Source organism: Ochrobactrum teleogrylli, from assembly GCF_037482325.1.
Classification (GTDB): Bacteria; Pseudomonadota; Alphaproteobacteria; order Rhizobiales; family Rhizobiaceae; genus Brucella; species Brucella teleogrylli.
In genome coordinates this window covers 726,245-745,054 of sequence record NZ_JBBHKQ010000001.1, presented here as the reverse complement: position 1 = coordinate 745,054, position 18,810 = coordinate 726,245, and the positions used below count along the sequence as shown (strand labels likewise).

The window sequence follows — 18,810 nt, the reverse complement described above, 5'->3', positions numbered from 1 at the left end:
AGGGACAAACAAAACCCGCATCAGCGATGATGCGGGTTTTCATTTTATGATGGAGAAAAACGCCTGTTCAATTGCCTGTTTGCAAGCGTTGAAAGATCAGATTTCCGATCGGTATGGCCGATGTTGCAGCTGGGGACGGTGCATTGCACACATGCAGCACACGTTTGGTCTGGTGGAATTTGAAGTCGTGAATGAGCTTGCCGTCTCGCGAAACGGCTTGCGCCCTTATCCCCGCACCATAAGGACGCAGGTCGCTTTCCTGCAGGGAAGGGCAATATTTCCGGCATTTTTCCAGATAGCTCGTCTTGAAGAGGCTATCCTTCATTTCTTCGAACCCGGACGAAAGATGGGCAGTAATCACCTTCCAGAAGCCCGGAAATGCGGCATAAGTCGCCATGTCACGCAGACTGGCCGAGAATTTGGGATAACCCTCGCGGGAAAGACCCAAAACGGCATTGGGACCGACGGTCAGGCTACCATCGATCATTGGCGTCAGATGTATGCCGAGAAACGGCATTGAAGGATCGGGCACCGGATAGATCATGCGTTCAACGAGTTTGTTCAATTCGGGCCGCAAGGCATAGTATTCGCCGCGAAAAGGCACGATCTGGAAATCGATATCGACACCCGACCGGCGGGCAAGGCGGTCGGCCTGCAGACCGGCGCAGGCGATAACCTGCCTGCTTTCCCAAACCTTGTCGCCCGCATGAACGCGCGCATTATCCGCCCGTTCTTCAATGCGGTCCACACTGATATTGAATTCGATATCGCCGCCCGCGGCGCGAATGAGATCGGCCATGGCGCGGCAGACCGCGCGATAATCAACAATACCGCTTTGCTCGACCAACAAAGCGGCAAGTCCGGTCACAGCGGGTTCGAATTCGCGTAATTCACCGCCACTGAGACGGCGGCAGGTGATGCCGTTTGCGGCGGCATTGGTTTCAAGGGCTGCAAGGCGCTGCACTTCCACATCGTTGGTCGCCACGACAAGCTTGCCCGGAACGCGATAGGCTATGTTGTTCTCGTCACAAAACTGCTTCGTCATGCGCTCGCCAGCGCGGCAAAGCTCTGCCTTGAAGCTGCCGGGCTGATAATAGATGCCCGCATGGATCACACCGCTATTATGGCCGGTCTGATGCATCGCAACGGCGTTTTCCTTTTCCAGCACCAGAATGCGGGCTGAAGGCTCTCGTCTGACAATGGTAAGCGCCGTGGCAAGGCCGACAATACCGCCACCAACGAGACAATAGTCATACATGATGATGCCCGATATTTGCTGTATGATGCATCAAAATTACCTTCCATAAAGTAGCACAAGCGTCAACGTCCTATAACAGGAATGTAGCTTCTGCCGCGCGGACGGATAGTCCTCTTTTGGGTGCATATCCACACGTTGCCGGTGGTGCGAATATTTTTCCTTTGCATGTAAAATTGGTATCCCGTTCCTCTACAACCGTTGCGCGTTGTTCGATCATTGTTGGTATTGGAAGCGCTTGAGGCCGGGGCTTCAGGCTGGCGCTTTCGGGGTAATCGACAGCTTGAACGAGGGCGTAGGATGACAATACTGACAAGACGTATTTTTCTGGCCGCTTCCACGGCTGTTATTGGGGTGGTGGCTGCGGGCGCAAGCTTCGCCGCCGATGTAAAAATCAATATCGGTTATCAAACGGTGGTTGAGCCATCGAAGGTTCCGCAGGCCGACGGCGAATATGAAAAGGCGGCCAATGCCGACATCAATTGGCGCAAGTTCGATTCAGGCGCGGATGTGATTGCGGCTGTGGCTTCCGGCGATATCGACATCGGCTATGTAGGCTCCAGCCCGCTGGCTGCTGCCGCCAGCCGCGAACTGCCGATTGAGGCGTTTTTCGTCGTGGGGCTGATCGGTGACTCCGAGGCGCTGGTCGCGCAGAATGCCGCCTCCGTCAAGGACCTTGCGGGCAAGAAGGTTGCCGTGCCGTTTGTCTCGACTACGCATTACAGCCTGCTTGCCGCGCTCAAGCATGAGGGCGTGGACAGCAAGTCGGTGGAAATCCTCAATCTGCGTCCGCCGGAAATTGCCGCCGCTTTCGAGCGCGGCGACATTGACGCCGCTTATGTATGGGACCCGGCATTGGGCCAGATCAAGACCAAGGGCAAAGTCATTCTGGATTCGGCCAAGGTTGCCGAATGGGGTGCGCCAACCTTTGACGCATGGATCGTCCGCAAGGATTTCGCCAGCGAGAATCCGGCAGCGGTACGGGATTTCGTGAAGGTAACCGGCAAGGCCTATGATGCCTATAATTCCAAGCCGGAAGCCTGGGATGCCAAATCAACGCAGGCGGAAAAGATTGCCCGCCTGACCGGCGCCAAGCAGGAAGAAATTCCAGCGCTCCTGAAAGGCTATGTCTATCCGTCGCTGAAGGATCAGGCCTCTGCCGACTATCTGGGCGGCGCAACCGTGAAGGCGATCGCAGACACTTCGGCTTTCCTCAAGGAGCAAGGCAAGATCGACAACGCGCTGCCGGATTATGCGCCTTACGTCACCACGAAATTCGTGACGGACGCGCTCGCCAGCAACTGATCCTGCGCGTTTCAGATCGAACAAACCCCTGTCCGCCGACCATTCCGGCGGGCAGGGGCATTTGCGGTAACAGGTAGGGCATATGAGCCAGCTCAAACTCAGTCAGATCAGCGTGCACTATGGCGGCACTGCGACACCGGCGCTCGACAATGTATCGCTTGACCTCTCGGCGGGCGAATTCGTTGTACTCACCGGGCGTTCAGGTTGCGGAAAAACGTCGTTGCTCAATGTCGCTGCCGGATTGTTGCAGCCGCAAAGCGGCGCGGTGACGCGAAACGGTGTTCGTCTGCAAGGTGCAGGACAAGGGCGGGCGGTGGTGTTCCAACACGATGCGCTGTTTCCATGGTTCAACACGCGCGACAATGTCGCCTTTGCCTTGCGACTGAAAGCCATTCCCCAGAGCGAGCGACGCCGCATCGCCGATGAATTGCTGGCGCAGGTCCGGTTGGAAGGCGCGGGCGACAAGGCGATCTGGGAATTGTCGGGCGGCATGCGCCAGCGTGTCGGACTGGCGCGGGCGCTGGCCTCAAAGCCAGATTTTCTATTGATGGACGAGCCGCTGGGCGCACTCGACGCGCTGACGCGTGAACGCATGCAGACGCTGTTGCTCGACATATGGGGCAAAAGCGCGGCGGGCGTCCTGATGGTCACGCATGGCATTGAGGAAGCATTGCTGCTCGCAACCAGAATTGTCGTGATGCTGCCGCATCCGGGGCGGATCGAGCGGGTGTTCGATGTGAATTTCGGCAGGCGTTATCTGGCGGGCGAGCCAGTGCGGTCCATCAAGACGGACCCGGCGTTCCTGCAAGCGCGGGGCGAACTGGCGGATGCCATATTCGAGGGAGAAACGGCATGAGTGTTTCGACAGAAACGCGCAGCTATGACGATATTGCGCCTAGCAAATCGGAGAGTTCCACTGATCTGCCCCGGCTGGGTTCACGGCCATGGCTGTCGTTATTTTCCGGCACGCGTGCGATCAGCGCGGCGACGATTGTTGCTCTCATCCTTGTCTGGTGGTTGGCGGCAAGCCTGAAACTGGTCTCGCCGGTCTTTTTGCCGTCGCCCGCACAGGTTCTGGCCAAGTTTTTCAGCGTGGCGCAAAACGGTTTCGTCGATGCGACGCTGGCGCAGCATCTGATCGCGAGTCTTGCCCGCGTTTTTGCGGCGCTGGTCATTTCGATCGTCATTGCCGTGCCGGTCGGCCTTGCCATTGGCCTTAGTCCCGTCGGGCGGGGTATTCTCGACCCCATTCTGGAATTTCTGCGCCCGATCCCGCCACTTGCTTATCTGCCGCTGGTGGTGATCTGGTTCGGCATCGGCGAAACGTCGAAAGTGCTGGTCATCTTTTTGGCGATGCTGGCGCCGATTGCGCTTTCCACGGCATCTGGCGTGCGCAGCGTTTCGCAGGAGCGTTTGAATGCTGCGCGCGCCTTCGATGCAAGTCGTCGGCAACTGGTGCGTTTCGTTGTGCTGCCGCATACGCTGCCCTCGATCTTTACCGGGGTGCGCATTGCGCTGGGCGCAGGCTGGACCACGCTGGTAGCCGCAGAACTGGTTGCAGCGACCAGAGGCCTTGGTTTCATGATGCAGTCGGCCGCGCAGTTCCTTGTGACCGATGTGGTGATCATGGGCATTATCGTCATTGCGCTGATCGCTTTTGCGTTTGAACTGTCGCTGCGCAAGCTTGAATCCGTGCTGGTGCCCTGGGCGGGGCGCGATTGAGGCAGCAGGCTTTACAATATGTCGTGCACTGTCTTGCGCGGCGATAGCGTTCGAGAAGTAAAGAATTTCCCCTGAACCCCGTGAGGTTAGACGTTCGTTCCTGTGGCTGCGCTTATTTGTCTCTAACATAAGAACAAGAAGAAGCCGGTGTTTCAGGAGCAGTATTGATGCGCATTACAAGACGTAAATTTGCAGGACTTCTCGCCGGTTCGGCTGCATTACCATTGATCGGCAGTGTGCCTGCTTTCGCGCAGGAAAACGTGCTGCGCATCGGTTACCAGAAATATGGCACGCTGGTTCTGCTCAAGGCGCGCGGCATTCTCGAAGAGAAGTTGCAGAAGATCGGCTTTGACGTGCGCTGGACCGAGTTTCCGGCAGGGCCACAGCTTCTCGAAGCGTTGAATGTCGGCGCGGTTGATTTTGGCACCACCGGCGAAACGCCGCCGATCTTCGCGCAGGCAGCGGGTGCGCCGCTTGTCTATATTGCGCATGAGCCTCCGGCGCCTACCGGCGAGGCCATTCTGGTGCCGAAGGACAGCCCCATCAAGACGGTTGCAGAGCTGAAAGGCAAGAACGTCGCGCTCAACAAGGGTTCGAATGTTCACTACCTTCTGGTCAAGGCGCTTGAAGATGCAGGCCTTGCCTATACCGACATCAAAACCACCTTCCTGCCACCTGCCGATGCGCGCGCCGCTTTTGAGCGTGGCGCAGTTGATGCCTGGGTGATCTGGGATCCTTTTCAGGCCGCAGCGGAAATCGCCATTGAAGCGCGCGAGTTGCGCAACGGCGAAGGGCTTGTGCCCAACCATCAGTTCTATCTTGGCGCAAAGCCATTTGTGGATGCGAACCCGCAAGCCATCGATATCGTTATCGATGCGATTGCCGAGATCGATACATGGATCAAGGACAATACGGCGACAGTCGCGGCAGAACTTGCGCCTTCGGTCGGCATTCCGGAAAATGTTCTTGTTCGTGCCGTCGAGCGTCAGTCCTATGGTGTCAAGCCGCTCGATGCAGCGGTCATCGCCCAGCAGCAGGAAATTGCAGACACCTTCTTCAAACTCGGCCTCATTCCCAAGGAAATTTCCATTGCCGAGGTGACGCGCAAGGGAGCGGCTTGATGGCGGATTCAAGCATTTCGGGCATTTCCGGCTTTGCCGGAAAGAGCAGCACAGGCAATGTCCCGCGTTTCAAATCGCTCGGCAAAGTGCTTGCACCATGGGCGCTGCCGATTGTTCTTTTGATCGTCTGGGAGATCGCCGCGCGTACCGGCCTGATCACGGCGCGATTGATGCCGGCTCCCAGCACGGTGGCGGCGACATTCTGGAAGTCGCTGCTGGACGGAACGCTGATCTATCATACCTATATTTCCACACAGCGCGCCTTGATCGGTCTCGTCATCGGTGGTGGCTTGGGTTTCGTCGCCGGGATCGTCAACGGTCTCTGGAAACCAGCCGAAACGCTGCTCGACAGCACCTTGCAAATGCTGCGCAACATCCCGCACCTGGCGCTTATTCCGCTCGTCATCCTGTGGTTCGGGATTGATGAAACCGCCAAGATTTTTCTCGTTTCCATCGGCGTTTTCTTTCCGATCTATATCAACACGTTTTACGGCGTGCGCACCATCGATCCCCAATTGATCGAGATGGCGCATGTCTATGGATTGGATCGGAAGGCGCTGATCCAGCGCATTATCTTGCCGGGTGCTCTGCCGTCGATCCTTGTCGGCCTGCGCTATGCTCTGGGCTTCATGTGGCTGACGCTGATCGTTGCCGAGACCATTTCGGCCACCAGCGGCATTGGCTATATGACCATGAATGCGCGTGAGTTTCTGATGACCGATGTGGTGTTGCTCGGCATCATCATCTATGCGCTTCTCGGCAAAGTGGCCGACACGGCAACCCGTCTCATCGAAAAGCGCGTGCTTGTCTGGCATCCGGCCTATCAGCCGGAGAAAGGCAAAAACTGATGGCTGCGGTTCAAGACACATATGATGTCGCAACGACCGCTCGCGGTGCGGAAGTGGATGGTGGATTGCCCATTTCGCTTTCCCGTGTCGACCGTACCTTCGGTAGCCTCAAGGTTCTGCGGCACTTCAATCTGGAGGTGCCGTCCGGGCAGTTTCTGGCCGTTGTCGGGCGCTCTGGCGGTGGCAAGTCCACGCTTCTGCGCCTGATTTCGGGGCTCGACCTGCCCGATGGCGGGCGCGTTACGGTGGGTGGAGAAGCGCTGGCTGGCATCAGCCCATCGGTGCGTCTGCTGTTTCAGGAAGCACGGCTGGTGCCGTGGCAGCGCGTGACCGACAATGTCGGCATAGCGCGTGGCGAAAACTGGCGCGAGGCCGCACTCTCCGTCCTGTCGGATGTGGGGCTTGAAGGGCGCGGCAATGACTGGCCTTCCGTCCTGTCCGGCGGCCAGCGGCAGCGTGTGGCGTTGGCGAGGGCGCTGGTCAGCGATCCGAAAATCCTGCTTTTGGACGAGCCCTTTGGCGCGCTCGATGCGTTGACGCGTATCGAGATGCACCGCCTTCTGGAACGCATCTGGACGAAGCGTGGCTTTACGACGGTCCTGATCACCCACGATGTGGCCGAAGCTGTCGCACTCGCTGATCGGGTCATCGTTTTGCGCGAGGGGTCGATTGCGCTCGATATCGACATTGATCTGGAGCGCCCGCGCCGCGAACTTGCCGATGCCCGCGCGATTGACCTGCAAAAGCGGATTCTGGACGCGGTGTAAGAGCCTGTTCCAAAAGTCGCCCTGTGCGGCTGCAAATGGCAATTTTCTACGTTCCGGTGCTCACGTACCTTAAGTACGCTCCGCTCCGGTACACGAAAATCACCATTTTCACGCACACATGCTGCTTTTTGGTTCAGGCTCTAAGCGATCTCCCAAAAACACGATATGAAAAACGCTGCGATCTGAATTGATCGCGGCGCGAACCCGTGCCCACCCTTGACAGCCATTGCGATATCGATAAATTCCAACTGGACTAGTGGAAAGACCAGTGGGTCAGTGGGAGCAGCGTTGATCGTCGCACATAATTTTCTGCTCGATAAGAACACGGGCCTGGGGCGAAACCTGGAACGGCGTACCATCAAGGATGTGATCGCCGACAAGATCGCAGCGCTTATTGCGTCCGGTTTGCTGGCGGAGGGCGATGAGCTGCCGGGCGAACGCGAATTGTCCGCAGCGCTTTCGGTCAGTCGCCAGACGGTGCGCAGCGCCATCCAGACGCTTGCGGCGCGCGGTGTGCTGGAAGTTTCGCACGGATCGCGCACGCGCGTCGCCAAAGCCGATCTCACCGGTATGGCGGTCGGCATAACATCAAGGCTCAATGTCGATCTTTACGATGTCCATGCCGTACATGCGGCGAGACTGCTGGTCGAGCAGCAGATCGTCGGCGATGCCGCCGAGCGCATTTCCGACGAAGCGCTGGATATATTGCGTCGCTCGCTCAAGGCGCAGATTGATTGCCTGAATGATCCGGTTCGCTTTCTGATCTGCGACCGCGAGTTTCACGTCACGATCTATCGTGAATGCGGAAACCCGCTGCTCGCCGACATCGTTACCGATCTTTACACCTATATGCTGGAGCATCGCCGCCGCGCCGTTGCGCAGCCGGGCGCAATTGATGGCAGTTTTTCCGACCATCAGGCGATCTTGCAAGCGCTTGAAAAGCGCGACCGCGAGGCGGCCATGGCGGCCTTCGCCGCGCATGAAGAACGCATTTATGTTTCAACCAAGAACTTACTTGCCAAGGTGCGCGACAAGCGCGGCTGAGGGAGTTGGATGCGGTCAGCATCCGTGAATGGGAAAGGCGAAATCGCATGCATGTTTTGATTATCGGCGCAGCAGGAATGGTTGGCCGCAAGCTTTCCGAAGCAATCGCCCGTGATGGCGGCATTGACGGAAAGCCCGTCGAGCAGTTGACGCTGGTTGATGTGGTTGCGCCGACCCCGCCGGAGGGCTTTACTGGTACGGTCCATGCGAGCGCGGGGGATATTTCTGATCCAGCCGTCACACGCGCGCTGATTGCCAAGCGACCGGACCTAATCTTTCATTTGGCGGCCATCGTTTCCGGTGAAGCGGAACTTGATTTCGACAAGGGCTATGCGATCAATCTCGACGGTACGCGCTATCTGCTCGAGGCAATCCGCAAGGAAGGCGAAAAGGCGCCCTACAAACCGCGTGTTGTTTTCACCTCGTCCATTGCCGTGTTCGGCGCGCCGTTCCCGGAAAAGATCGACGACGAGTTTTTCCTGACGCCGCGCACCAGCTATGGCGCGCAAAAGGCAATTGGCGAACTGCTGCTGGCAGACTATGCCCGCAAAGGCTTTCTGGATGGGATCGGCATTCGCCTGCCCACCGTCTGCATTCGTCCCGGCAAGCCAAACAAGGCGGCATCGGGCTTCTTCTCCAATATTCTGCGCGAACCGCTGGTCGGGCAGGAAGCGATCCTGCCGGTCGATGAATCGGTACGCCATTGGCATGTGAGCCCGCGCCGCGCGGTTGGCTTCCTGCTGCACGCTGCAACCATCGATCTGGCTAAAGTCGGGCATCGCTGCATCCTCAATATGCCGGGTTTGTCTGCCACCGTTGGCGAGCAGATTGAAGCACTGCGCCGTGTCGCTGGTGACAAGGCCGTGGCGCTTATCCGCCGGGAGTCCGACCCGCTGATTGAAGGCATCGTCGCCGGTTGGGCGCAGGACTTCGATGCGAGCCGCGCCATCGCTCTCGGTTTTATCGGCGACAAATCCTTCGATGAAATCATCCGTATCCATATCGAGGATGAACTCGAAAAAGCCTGAACGGCATCGATATCCACGAGCGATAACCAAAGAAAGAACGGGAGGTTTGCATGGCGCCGGGCAATACGGCAACCGTGATTGGTCTTGGCTCGATGGGGTGGGGCGCAGCCCTGTCCCTGCTGCGCGCGGGCTTTCACGTCAAGGGCGTGGATATTCGTGACGAAGTGCTGAAGCGGTTCGCGGCGGAAGGCGGCGAGGCTTTTTCCGCACCTGCGGATGCGGGCACAAGTGATGTTGTCTTTGTCTTTGTGGTCAATTCCGATCAGGCCAAGGAAGTGCTGTTTGGCCCAAAAGGCGCGGTGCAGACCGCCGCGCCCGGCACGGTATTTCTTCTATGCGTGACAATGGCGCCAAGCGTGACGGTCGAGATCGCTGCCAAGCTTGAAGCTGCGGGAATGGCGGTTATCGATGCACCGGTTTCTGGCGGTTTTCAAAAGGCGCTGACCGGCGAAATAACGGTCATGGGTTCCGGCGCGGATGCAGCTTTCGCGAAAGCCGCCCCAGCTCTAGACGCCGTTGCGGCCAAAGTGTTCCGGCTTGGGGAAGAGTTGGGCCTTGGCTCAAAAGTCAAGATGATCAATCAGTTACTGGCAGGTGTTCACATTGCAGCGGCTGCGGAAGCGTTGACGCTCGCCGCCAAAGTGGGTCTCGACTTGCAAACTGTGTTCGATGTTATCCGCGTTTCTGCTGGTTCGTCCTGGATGTTCGAAAATCGCGGACCGCATATCGTCGATGGTGATTATACGCCGCGTTCTGCGGTCAATATTTTCGTCAAGGATATGGGGATTGTGGCTGGCGAAGCGTCTGATGCAGGCGGCTCCACGCCGCTTAGCGAAGCCGCGCTGGCCTTGTTCAAGCAAGCATCCGAGGCCGGTTTCGGCCTCGAAGACGATGCCGCCGTTGCCAAGATTTTGGCCGCGCGCAGCGGCATTGCCCTGCCGGGCATGGAGAAATAATCGATGGCTATCGTATTGGGCGCCATTGCTGATGACTTCACCGGAGCCACGGACCTTGCCGGACTATTGGCCCGCAGCGGCTATCCGGTTTCGCTGCGCTTCGGATTGCCCAGTGAAACTGACGCGGCGGAAACGACAGCGCCGTTCGAAATCATCGCGCTGAAATGCCGGACAGTTCCCGTTGATGAGGCCGTCGCTCAGGTGCGCGCGGCATATGCGTGGCTGAAAGCTGCCAGTGCGCAGCGGTTCTACTGGAAATATTGCTCGACATTCGACAGCACTGCCGCAGGCAATATAGGGCCGGTCGCGGAAGCTTTGATGGCCGATATTGGCGCGTCGCAGACGATCTATTGTCCGGCTTTTCCTGAAAACGGCCGCAGCATTTTCATGGGGCATCTTTTTGTCGGTGAACAGCCGCTAGACGAAAGCCCGATGAAGGATCATCCGCTGACGCCGATGCGGGATTCCAGCTTGGTGCGTTTGCTGCAACCGCAGGTCAAAGGCAAGGTCGGATTGGCCAATCGCCTCATTGTGGCATGCGGTGCCGATGCCCTGAAAGCGCGGCTCGCGGAACTGGCTAGCCAGGGTGTGGCACATGTCATCGTTGATGCGGTCGCCGATGAGGACCTTGGAACCATTGCCGAGGCTACGCTTAATCTGCCCTTGCTCACCGGGGGTAGCGCGCTTGCCATGCCATTGCCGCGTCTGTTGGCTGAGGCAGGGCAGTTGCAGCAAGACAGGCAAGAGGCGCAGGAGCCTGCCGTTGGTGAAGGCCAAATCGTGCTTTCCGGCAGTTGTTCGGCGATGACACTCAAACAGGTTGCGCATTATGCGCAAAGAGCCGCGAGCTACCGGCTCGACCCGCTGGAACTGGCGGAACGTGGCGCAGGCGAGGCTTTCGCGTGGCTCCGGCAGCGCTCATTGAATGAACCGAAGCTGATCTATGCCAGCGCAGAACCCGCATCGGTTCGTGCAGCGCAGGAAAAGCTTGGCGTGGAGCGGGCAGGCCAGATTGTCGAAGAGGCTCTTGCCGCTCTGGCGCGCGAGGCTTTCAGTCTTGGCATTCGTCGTTTCGTGGTGGCGGGTGGTGAAACATCCGGCGCAGTGGCGCAGGCGCTTGGCGTCTCGCGCGTGATGGTCGGCAGGGAAATCGCCCCCGGTGTTCCGTGGACCTTTGCCACGATCAAGGGCGAGACAGCGGCGCTGGCGCTCAAATCAGGTAATTTCGGTTTCGAGAGCTTTTTTGAAACGGCGCTGCGCAAGCTGGAGGTCGCATGAGCGAAGAAGCGCGGCTACGCGAAAGCATATGCCTGATGGCGAAATCCATGTTCGACCGAGGGCTGACCGGCGGTTCGTCGGGCAATATTTCGGCGCGCCTGTCGGATGGGCGGCTGCTTTTGACCCCGACCGGCAGTTCTTTCGGCAATCTCGATCCGGCAAGGCTGTCTTTGTTCGACAGCGAAGGCAATTTTGTCGGCGGCGACAAGCCGACCAAGGAAATGCCACTGCACGCCGCCTTTTACGAAACGCGGGCAGCCAAAACGGGCGCTGTGGTGCATCTGCATTCCTGCCATTCCGTCGCGCTATCCATGCTGCCGGATGTGGACCCGGACAATATGCTCCCGCCGCTGACCGCCTATTCGATTATGAAACTCGGTAAGGTAAAGCTGCTGCCCTATTTCATCCCCGGCGATCCCGCGATGGGCGATGCGATTCGTGGTCTGGCAGGCAAGCGAAGCGCCGTAATGCTGGCTAATCACGGTCCGGTCGTTGCCGCCAAGGATCTGGAAGCGGCGGTCTATGCCGTTGAAGAGCTTGAGGAAACCGCGAAGCTCGCCATACTCACGCGCGGTTTGAAACCGAACATGCTGACGGAGGCGCAAATTCGCCAGATCGTCGATAAATTTGATGTGGAGTGGGATTGATATGGCGCGTTTTTCAGCCAATCTCGGCTTTCTCTGGCAAGAATTGCCGCTGCCTGACGCCATCCGCGCTGCAAAGGCCGCCGGTTTCGATGCTGTGGAATGCCATTGGCCCTATAGATTCGAGCCTGGCGATGTCGCTGCCGCCTTGCGCGATACCGGATTGACGATGCTTGGCCTCAATACAATTCGCGGCAATGTCGAGGCTGGCGAGAACGGTCTGGCGGCGCTTGCCGGACGGGAAGATGAGGCGCAGGCAGCGATTCGTCAGGCTGTGGATTATGCCGTCGCCATCGGTGCCCTGAATATCCATGTGATGGCCGGAAAAGCAGAAGGCGAAGCGGCGCATCGCACATTCATTGCAAATCTTACTTATGCCTGCGAACTGGCCGCCACCCACGGCATAACGATCCTGATCGAGCCGCTCAATCACCGTGATGCGCCGGGTTATTTTCTGAAGACATCGGAACAAGCCATTGCAATCATTCAAGAAGTGGCGGCAAGCAATCTGAAGCTGATGTTCGATTGCTACCATCTTCAAATCATGGAAGGCGATATCAGCAAACGGCTGGAAGCGTTGCAGCCGCATATCGGGCATGTCCAGATTGCGGCTGTGCCGGATAGAGCCGAGCCCGACCACGGCGAACTGGATTACCGGCATATTGTACAGTTGCTCGATGCTCTCGGCTATGAAATGCCGCTCGGTGCCGAATATCGTCCGAAAACGACGACCGATGCCGGGCTGTCATGGCTGGTCGGGATGAAGGCTTCGCGATGAGGGCAATGGCTCGCACAATCTCTTTAGCTAATGTTTCGGGATTGCGGCAAAACGAGATTGACTCGCGGCCTTCGACCGGCCAACAATGGACAAGTGGTCCGTTCACCTTACCAGTTAAGGGTGAAACGGTCCCGGCAGGGAATTGACGGCATACGCAATAAGCGCGCCTGACTATCAGCTGCGCAGCATCGACCCACTATTGAAATTCGATAATGCATGCAGGCCGAAGCATATCCGCCCTCCGGGTTTCGAGGATCGTCAGGATCTTGCTTCAATAGAAAATTCAAATTGAAAACGCGCTCTGAGGCCGGGGGCGCAACACGGAGGAATGCTGGGATGAGTGAGGCAACGGGTGCGAAAAGTGGGGCCATTGCGCTTGTCACCGGCGGCGGTACAGGTGTGGGCCGCGCTATCGCCAAAGCCCTCGGAGCACAAGGTTATCACGTCGTGATTTCCGGTCGTCGCATCGATGTGCTGGAAAAGGCAGCATCCGATCTCGCCTCGCAAACGGGGGGAAGCTTTCACCCAATCGCAGCTGATGTGGGCGACCCGGTCGCCGTTCGCAAACTGTTTGATGCGATTGTTGAAAAGTTCGGACGGCTCGACCTTCTGGTCAACAATGCGGGCGTTCTCGTTCCGGGTGTGCCGCTTGAAGAGGTTACGTTCGAAGACTGGAGCGCGATTGTCGGCGCCAATCTCACGGGCGCTTTTCTGTGCACGCAGCAGGCTTTCCGCGTGATGAAGGCGCAAAGCCCGCGCGGCGGGCGGATTATCAATAATGGGTCCATTTCCGCCACCACGCCGCGCCCCAATTCAGCGCCTTATACGGCGACGAAACATGCCATTGCCGGGCTGACCAAATCGACCGCCCTCGACGGGCGCAATTTCGATATTGCCTGCGGCCAGATCGATATCGGTAATGCCGCCAGCGATATGACGCAGAAGATTTCCACCGGCGTCATTCAGGCCAATGGAACAATGGCGGCGGAGCCGACCATTGATCCGGCACATGTCGCCAATGCGGTTGTCTATATGGCAAGCCTGCCGCTCGACGCCAATGTGCTGACCATGACCGTCATGGCAACCAAGATGCCCTTTGTGGGCCGGGGTTAAATAAAAACGGGAATGCGCACCGAAAGAGGAATTCGGCGCGGAGAGCATGAAAAGCAAGGAGAATATTCGCGAAAGATCTGAGCGTCGGAAGTGAGGAGCCGACATTCACATCTTCTGAAAATACAGAATGCAGTCTGGGAGGAGATGCATGGCCACTGTTCAGTTCGCCGAAGTGAAAAAGTCTTTCGGCAATTTCCCCGTCATCAAAGGCGTTAATATCGATATTGAAGACGGCGAGTTCGTCATTCTCGTCGGCCCCTCGGGTTGTGGAAAATCGACCCTGCTGCGCATGCTGGCCGGTCTGGAGAATATTTCCGGCGGCGAAATTCGCATCGGCGGCAGGCCGGTCAACAACCTGCCGCCCAAGGAACGCGATATCGCCATGGTGTTCCAGAATTATGCGCTCTATCCGCATATGACGGTCGCCAAGAACATGGCGTTCTCGCTGATGCTGAATTCAGCGCCGCAGGCGGAAATCGACAAGCGTGTGAATTATGCCGCTGGCATTCTGGGCCTAACCAATCTGCTCGACCGCTATCCGCGCCAGCTTTCCGGTGGTCAGCGCCAGCGCGTGGCTATGGGACGCGCCATTGTTCGCGATCCGCAGGTTTTCCTGTTCGATGAGCCTTTGTCCAATCTCGACGCCAAGCTGCGTGTTGCGATGCGCGCCGAGATCAAGGAACTGCATCACCGCCTGAAAACGACGACCGTTTATGTGACGCACGACCAGATCGAAGCCATGACCATGGCCGACAAGATCGTCGTCATGCATGACGGCATTGTTGAGCAGGTGGGTTCGCCGCTGGAACTCTATGACAATCCCAACAATCTGTTTGTGGCTGGCTTTATCGGTTCTCCGGCTATGAACATGATCAAGGGCAAGCTTGATCCGCAAAATCCGCAGGTGTTCGTGGCTACCGATGGCACAAGGTTGCCCTTGTCGCGCAGCTATCCGCAGGCTGTGGGGCGAGACCTCGTTTACGGTCTGCGCCCGGAATATATCCGGCTTGACGGTGCGGGTCTGGCCGCGCCCGTGGTGGTGATCGAACCGACCGGCTATGAAACGCAGATGGTCGTGAATTTCGGCGGCACGGAAGTCACCTGTGTTTTCCGCGAACGCGTCGATGTGCGCCCCGGCGAGGCGATCAATATTTCCATCGACCCCGGCAATGTTCACCTCTTCGACGAAGAGAGCGGCATGCGCCTTATTGGATGAATTTATACAAGGCACGCTGAAGGAGGGGAGAGCCGGAGGCCGTGTCTTTTCTGGGAAAGTGCATTTCACCAGATAGCCGTTTTCGCCTGCAGGGACAGCGAACACGGCGTAACCAAGTCCCATTTTTGGAGGAGGAGCATAATGACTATCAGAAGAAGAACATTCCTGACAGGAACGGCAAGTCTTGTTGGCGCGGCGGGTTTGTCGGGCCTCGGCATTCGTCCGTCTTTTGCAGCCGAACCGGACTATAAGCCGGAAGCGGGCGCCAGCCTGCGCGTGTTGCGCTGGACGCCTTTTGTGAAGGGCGATGAGGAAAGCTGGCTCGCCAACACCAAGAAGTTTACCGAAGCCACCGGCGTCGAAGTGCGCATCGACAAGGAAAGCTGGGAAGATATTCGTCCAAAGGCTGCGGTTGCCGCCAATGTGGGCTCTGGCCCCGATATCGTGATGTGCTGGTTCGACGATGCCCACCAGTATCCTGACAAGTTGGTCGATCTGACGGAGCTTGGCACTTATCTCGACGGGAAATATGGCGGTTTCTATGACGGCCTCAAGGGTTATGCGACCCGCGAAGGCAAGTTCATCGCCATGCCGCTGACAGCAATCGGCAACGCGATTGTCTATCGCGACAGCCATATGAAAGCAGCTGGCTTCAGCGAATTCCCGCAGGACACCAAGGGCTTCCTTGAGCTTTGCAAGGCCATGAAAGCCAAGGGAACGCCTGCTGGCTTCCCGCATGGCAAGGCTGTCGGTGACGGCAACAACTATGCGCATTGGCTGCTCTGGAGCCACGGCGCGCAGATGGTCGATGAAAGCGGCAAGGTGACGATCAACTCGCCGGAAACGATTGCCGCCATCAACTATGCCAAGGAGCTTTATGCGACCTTCATTCCGGGCACGGAAAGCTGGCTCGACATCAACAACAACCGTGCGTTCCTCGCCGGTCAGGTGTCGCTGACGGCCAATGGCGTTTCCATCTACTATGCGGCGAAGAATGATCCGAAACTTAGCGAATTCGCCGCTGACATGCGCAGCACGAACTTCCCCATTGGCCCGGTCGGCAAGAGCGTAGAACTGCACCAGACCAGCTCGCTTCTGCTGTTCAAGCATTCGAAATATCCGGAAGCAGCCAAGGCCTACATCAAATTCATGATGGAAGCCGATCAGATGAACGCCTGGCTTGAAGGTTCCAGCGCCTATTGCTGCCAGCCGCTCAAGGCTTTCGCGGATAATCCGGTGTGGAAGGCAAATCCGATCCATACGCCTTATGCCCGCGCTTCGGAAACGCTGCGTCCGAACGGCTATGCCGGTCCGCTCGGCTATGCTTCGGCAGCCGTCATGGCCGACTATGTTCTGGTCGACATGTTCGCCTCCGCCGTTACCGGTGCTTCCACGCCGGAAGAAGCTGTGGCGAGCGCCGAAAAACGCGCCAACCGCTATTATCGCGTCTAGTCGCTGGAGCGGAGGCGCGAAGCCTAACTTCGCGCCTCGTTTCTTTTTGGGTTCTGGAGATTTGTATCCATGACGATGACCAATTCACCCGGAGCCGGAGTATCCGGCGATCCCGGTGCGATAAAACGGCCTTTCATGTCTCGCCTTGCGAATAATCACAACATGCTGGGCTTTCTGTTCATGCTGCCCGCAGCGGTTTTTCTGGTCTGCTTCCTGACCTATCCGCTTGGTCTCGGCGTCTGGCTCGGCTTTACCGACACGAAGATTGGCCGCGATGGCATTTTCATCGGCTTGGAAAATTACGAGTTTCTGTGGGATGACAGTGTCTTCTGGCTGTCGGTGTTCAACACCGTACTCTACACAACCGTGGCGTCGGTGTTGAAATTCGGTCTCGGCCTCTGGCTCGCGCTGCTGTTGAACGAAAACCTGCCGTGCAAATCGTTCTTCCGCGCCATCGTGCTGTTGCCATGGGTGGTGCCGACCGTGCTTTCAGCACTGGCATTCTGGTGGATCTACGATTCCCAGTTCTCGATCATTTCGTGGTCGCTGATCAAAATGGGCCTCATCGATCAACCCATCAATTTCCTTGGCGATCCAACCAATGCGCGTCTTTCGGTGATTGCAGCCAATGTCTGGCGCGGCATTCCTTTCGTGGCGATTTCGCTTCTCGCTGGCTTGCAGACCATTCCCGCCTCATTGCAGGAAGCAGCATCGCTGGATGGTGCCTCAAGCTGGCAGCGGTTCCGGCATGTGACATTGCCGATGCTGACGCCGATCATCGCGGTGGTGATGACGTTCTCCGTGTTGTTCACCTTCACGGATTTCCAGTTGATCTACGTTCTGACCAAGGGCGGCCCGGTCAACGCAACCCACCTGATGGCGACCCTGTCTTTCCAGCGCGCCATTCCCGGCGGCCAATTGGGTGAGGGTGCAGCGATTGCGGTCGCGATGATCCCGTTCCTCCTTGCCGCCATCATGTTTTCTTTCTTCGGCTTGCAGCGTCGCAAATGGCAGCAGGGCGGAAGCGACTGACAATGGAGATGACCATGAATTCCAAGGCACCTTCCAATGAAGCCGCTTTGAAGGACGACAGCCAGGGCATGTCCTATCTCAATCGCCTGCCGCGGCGGGTGGTGACGATCTACATACCCATAGCGCTGTTCGTCTTCGTGCTGCTGTTTCCGTTTTACTGGATGGCGATCACCGCAGTAAAACCGAACTCGCAGCTGACGGATTATGATAATTTCAGCCCCTTCTGGGTGGTGGGGCCGACGCTTGACCATATCAAATATCTGCTGTTCGAGACCTCCTATCCGGGCTGGTTGTGGAACACGATGCTGGTGGCGACGGCTTCGACTTTCCTGTCGCTGATTGCTTCCGTGTTGGGCGCTTATGCGATCGAACGCATCCGCTTCACCGGCTCGCGCTCGGTTGGCCTGTTCATCTTTCTGGCCTATCTGGTGCCACCGTCGATCCTGTTCATTCCGCTGGCGTTCATCGTCTTCAAGCTCGGCATCTATGATTCACGTCTGGCGCTGATCTTCACCTATCCCACCTTCCTCATTCCTTTCTGTACATGGCTGCTGATGGGATATTTTCGCTCAATACCCTTCGAGCTTGAGGAAAGTGCTCTGGTGGATGGCGCCAACCGGTGGCAGATTCTGCTCAAGATCATCCTGCCGCTGGCCGTGCCGGGGTTGATTTCGGCAGGCATCTTCGCCTTCACGCTTTCCTGGAACGAATTCATCTATGCGCTGACATTCATTCAGTCTTCCGAGAACAAGACTGTTCCCGTGGGCGTGCTGACCGAACTGGTGCGCGGCGATATTTTCGAATGGGGCGCGCTGATGGCGGGGGCGCTGTTCGGTTCGCTGCCGGTGGTGATCCTCTATTCGTTCTTCGTTGACTACTACGTGTCGTCGATGACGGGAGCGGTGAAGGAATAGGCGGATTTTCTGAATGCGCTGAACGCATTGTCAGAACCAAGAGTTTCTATGGGCCCGCTGCACAATTGGGTTTGTGCAGCGGGTCTTATTTTTTCAGTGAGGGAATTTTAGCACTTGCCGATGCAATCAGGCAACGTTTCACAATCTATGATTGACCTATGCGTCAAATCTGCTGCGAGCGCCCTTGACAGGCGAATGGTTCGAAATAATTCTCTTAATTAGAAAGAACTGATTTGCGCGTTGAGGGGCGTGTTTCTTTTCAACGGCGGATATCGTTACACCAGAATGACTTGCTGTATTCTGTAGCAATTCATTTTGGGTGATATTTGTTCTCGGG

18 protein-coding genes are annotated in these 18,810 nt (G+C 57.4%); 17 read left to right on the top strand and 1 reads right to left on the bottom strand.

Annotated features, from left to right (window positions below):
* Positions 1–67: 67 nt before the first annotated feature.
* Positions 68–1,258 (bottom strand): L-2-hydroxyglutarate dehydrogenase, encoded by a 1,191-nt coding sequence (gene lhgD, locus WIX40_RS03525; RefSeq protein ID WP_339438501.1) that lies wholly within the window; start codon positions 1,256–1,258, stop codon positions 68–70.
* Between the two features lie 297 nt (positions 1,259–1,555).
* Here lhgD and tauA point away from each other — a divergent pair, with 297 nt between their 5' ends.
* From tauA to WIX40_RS03440, 17 genes are all read left to right on the top strand, one after another.
* Positions 1,556–2,560: a taurine ABC transporter substrate-binding protein gene (gene tauA, locus WIX40_RS03520; protein ID WP_339438499.1), complete on the top strand. Its 1,005-nt coding sequence runs from the start codon at positions 1,556–1,558 to the stop codon at positions 2,558–2,560.
* Positions 2,561–2,642: 82 nt separating this feature from the next.
* A complete protein-coding gene (locus tag WIX40_RS03515) occupies positions 2,643–3,416 on the top strand; it encodes a taurine ABC transporter ATP-binding protein (protein WP_339438497.1) in 774 nt (257 codons plus the stop codon).
* The gene (tauC, locus tag WIX40_RS03510) at positions 3,413–4,282 is read left to right on the top strand and encodes a taurine ABC transporter permease TauC (RefSeq protein WP_339438495.1); all 870 of its coding nucleotides are present in this window, start codon (positions 3,413–3,415) and stop codon (positions 4,280–4,282) included. The genes WIX40_RS03515 and tauC overlap by 4 nt, the downstream gene beginning before the upstream one ends.
* 167 nt (positions 4,283–4,449) lie before the next feature.
* Positions 4,450–5,403, top strand: a complete 954-nt coding sequence (locus WIX40_RS03505; protein ID WP_121538758.1) for a sulfonate ABC transporter substrate-binding protein — start codon at positions 4,450–4,452, stop codon at positions 5,401–5,403.
* On the top strand, positions 5,403–6,251 hold the full coding sequence (locus tag WIX40_RS03500; protein ID WP_339438492.1) for an ABC transporter permease subunit: 849 nt from the start codon (positions 5,403–5,405) through the stop codon (positions 6,249–6,251). The genes WIX40_RS03505 and WIX40_RS03500 overlap by 1 nt, the downstream gene beginning before the upstream one ends.
* A complete protein-coding gene (locus WIX40_RS03495; protein WP_339438490.1) occupies positions 6,251–7,018 on the top strand; it encodes an ABC transporter ATP-binding protein in 768 nt (255 codons plus the stop codon). The genes WIX40_RS03500 and WIX40_RS03495 overlap by 1 nt, the downstream gene beginning before the upstream one ends.
* A gap of 288 nt (positions 7,019–7,306) precedes the next feature.
* Positions 7,307–8,062, top strand: a complete 756-nt coding sequence (locus WIX40_RS03490) for a FadR/GntR family transcriptional regulator (RefSeq protein ID WP_339438488.1) — start codon at positions 7,307–7,309, stop codon at positions 8,060–8,062.
* Positions 8,063–8,109: 47 nt separating this feature from the next.
* Positions 8,110–9,090, top strand: a complete 981-nt coding sequence (gene denD, locus WIX40_RS03485; RefSeq protein ID WP_339438486.1) for a D-erythronate dehydrogenase — start codon at positions 8,110–8,112, stop codon at positions 9,088–9,090.
* A gap of 50 nt (positions 9,091–9,140) precedes the next feature.
* Positions 9,141–10,046: an L-threonate dehydrogenase gene (ltnD, locus tag WIX40_RS03480; RefSeq protein WP_339438483.1), complete on the top strand. Its 906-nt coding sequence runs from the start codon at positions 9,141–9,143 to the stop codon at positions 10,044–10,046.
* A 3-nt stretch (positions 10,047–10,049) separates the two neighbouring features.
* On the top strand, positions 10,050–11,324 hold the full coding sequence (otnK, locus tag WIX40_RS03475; protein WP_339438481.1) for a 3-oxo-tetronate kinase: 1,275 nt from the start codon (positions 10,050–10,052) through the stop codon (positions 11,322–11,324).
* On the top strand, positions 11,321–11,971 hold the full coding sequence (gene otnC / locus WIX40_RS03470) for a 3-oxo-tetronate 4-phosphate decarboxylase (RefSeq protein ID WP_339438479.1): 651 nt from the start codon (positions 11,321–11,323) through the stop codon (positions 11,969–11,971). Before otnK ends, otnC begins: the two co-directional genes overlap by 4 nt.
* Before the next feature lies 1 nt (position 11,972).
* A complete protein-coding gene (locus tag WIX40_RS03465) occupies positions 11,973–12,746 on the top strand; it encodes a hydroxypyruvate isomerase family protein (RefSeq protein ID WP_339438477.1) in 774 nt (257 codons plus the stop codon).
* A 336-nt stretch (positions 12,747–13,082) separates the two neighbouring features.
* The gene (locus WIX40_RS03460; RefSeq protein ID WP_140023659.1) at positions 13,083–13,859 is read left to right on the top strand and encodes an SDR family oxidoreductase; all 777 of its coding nucleotides are present in this window, start codon (positions 13,083–13,085) and stop codon (positions 13,857–13,859) included.
* Between the two features lie 148 nt (positions 13,860–14,007).
* On the top strand, positions 14,008–15,075 hold the full coding sequence (locus WIX40_RS03455; RefSeq protein WP_121538773.1) for an ABC transporter ATP-binding protein: 1,068 nt from the start codon (positions 14,008–14,010) through the stop codon (positions 15,073–15,075).
* Positions 15,076–15,216: 141 nt separating this feature from the next.
* Positions 15,217–16,527, top strand: coding sequence for an ABC transporter substrate-binding protein (locus WIX40_RS03450; RefSeq protein WP_109367629.1), 1,311 nt, complete (start codon positions 15,217–15,219; stop codon positions 16,525–16,527).
* Between the two features lie 69 nt (positions 16,528–16,596).
* A complete protein-coding gene (locus WIX40_RS03445; protein ID WP_371830832.1) occupies positions 16,597–17,559 on the top strand; it encodes a carbohydrate ABC transporter permease in 963 nt (320 codons plus the stop codon).
* An 8-nt stretch (positions 17,560–17,567) separates the two neighbouring features.
* Positions 17,568–18,473, top strand: a complete 906-nt coding sequence (locus WIX40_RS03440; RefSeq protein ID WP_171319087.1) for a carbohydrate ABC transporter permease — start codon at positions 17,568–17,570, stop codon at positions 18,471–18,473.
* Positions 18,474–18,810: the final 337 nt, after the last annotated feature.

What these genes read in the sequence shown, in the direction of transcription:
- lhgD (WP_339438501.1), bottom strand. Translation starts at nt 1,258, where the DNA reads ATGTATGACTATTGTCTCGTTGGTGGCGGTATTGTCGGCCTTGCCACG.
- tauA (WP_339438499.1), top strand. Translation starts at nt 1,556, where the DNA reads ATGACAATACTGACAAGACGTATTTTTCTGGCCGCTTCCACGGCTGTT.
- WIX40_RS03515 (WP_339438497.1), top strand. Translation starts at nt 2,643, where the DNA reads ATGAGCCAGCTCAAACTCAGTCAGATCAGCGTGCACTATGGCGGCACT.
- tauC (WP_339438495.1), top strand. Translation starts at nt 3,413, where the DNA reads ATGAGTGTTTCGACAGAAACGCGCAGCTATGACGATATTGCGCCTAGC.
- WIX40_RS03505 (WP_121538758.1), top strand. Translation starts at nt 4,450, where the DNA reads ATGCGCATTACAAGACGTAAATTTGCAGGACTTCTCGCCGGTTCGGCT.
- WIX40_RS03500 (WP_339438492.1), top strand. Translation starts at nt 5,403, where the DNA reads ATGGCGGATTCAAGCATTTCGGGCATTTCCGGCTTTGCCGGAAAGAGC.
- WIX40_RS03495 (WP_339438490.1), top strand. Translation starts at nt 6,251, where the DNA reads ATGGCTGCGGTTCAAGACACATATGATGTCGCAACGACCGCTCGCGGT.
- denD (WP_339438486.1), top strand. Translation starts at nt 8,110, where the DNA reads ATGCATGTTTTGATTATCGGCGCAGCAGGAATGGTTGGCCGCAAGCTT.
- ltnD (WP_339438483.1), top strand. Translation starts at nt 9,141, where the DNA reads ATGGCGCCGGGCAATACGGCAACCGTGATTGGTCTTGGCTCGATGGGG.
- otnK (WP_339438481.1), top strand. Translation starts at nt 10,050, where the DNA reads ATGGCTATCGTATTGGGCGCCATTGCTGATGACTTCACCGGAGCCACG.
- otnC (WP_339438479.1), top strand. Translation starts at nt 11,321, where the DNA reads ATGAGCGAAGAAGCGCGGCTACGCGAAAGCATATGCCTGATGGCGAAA.
- WIX40_RS03465 (WP_339438477.1), top strand. Translation starts at nt 11,973, where the DNA reads ATGGCGCGTTTTTCAGCCAATCTCGGCTTTCTCTGGCAAGAATTGCCG.
- WIX40_RS03460 (WP_140023659.1), top strand. Translation starts at nt 13,083, where the DNA reads ATGAGTGAGGCAACGGGTGCGAAAAGTGGGGCCATTGCGCTTGTCACC.
- WIX40_RS03455 (WP_121538773.1), top strand. Translation starts at nt 14,008, where the DNA reads ATGGCCACTGTTCAGTTCGCCGAAGTGAAAAAGTCTTTCGGCAATTTC.
- WIX40_RS03450 (WP_109367629.1), top strand. Translation starts at nt 15,217, where the DNA reads ATGACTATCAGAAGAAGAACATTCCTGACAGGAACGGCAAGTCTTGTT.
- WIX40_RS03445 (WP_371830832.1), top strand. Translation starts at nt 16,597, where the DNA reads ATGACGATGACCAATTCACCCGGAGCCGGAGTATCCGGCGATCCCGGT.
- WIX40_RS03440 (WP_171319087.1), top strand. Translation starts at nt 17,568, where the DNA reads ATGACCATGAATTCCAAGGCACCTTCCAATGAAGCCGCTTTGAAGGAC.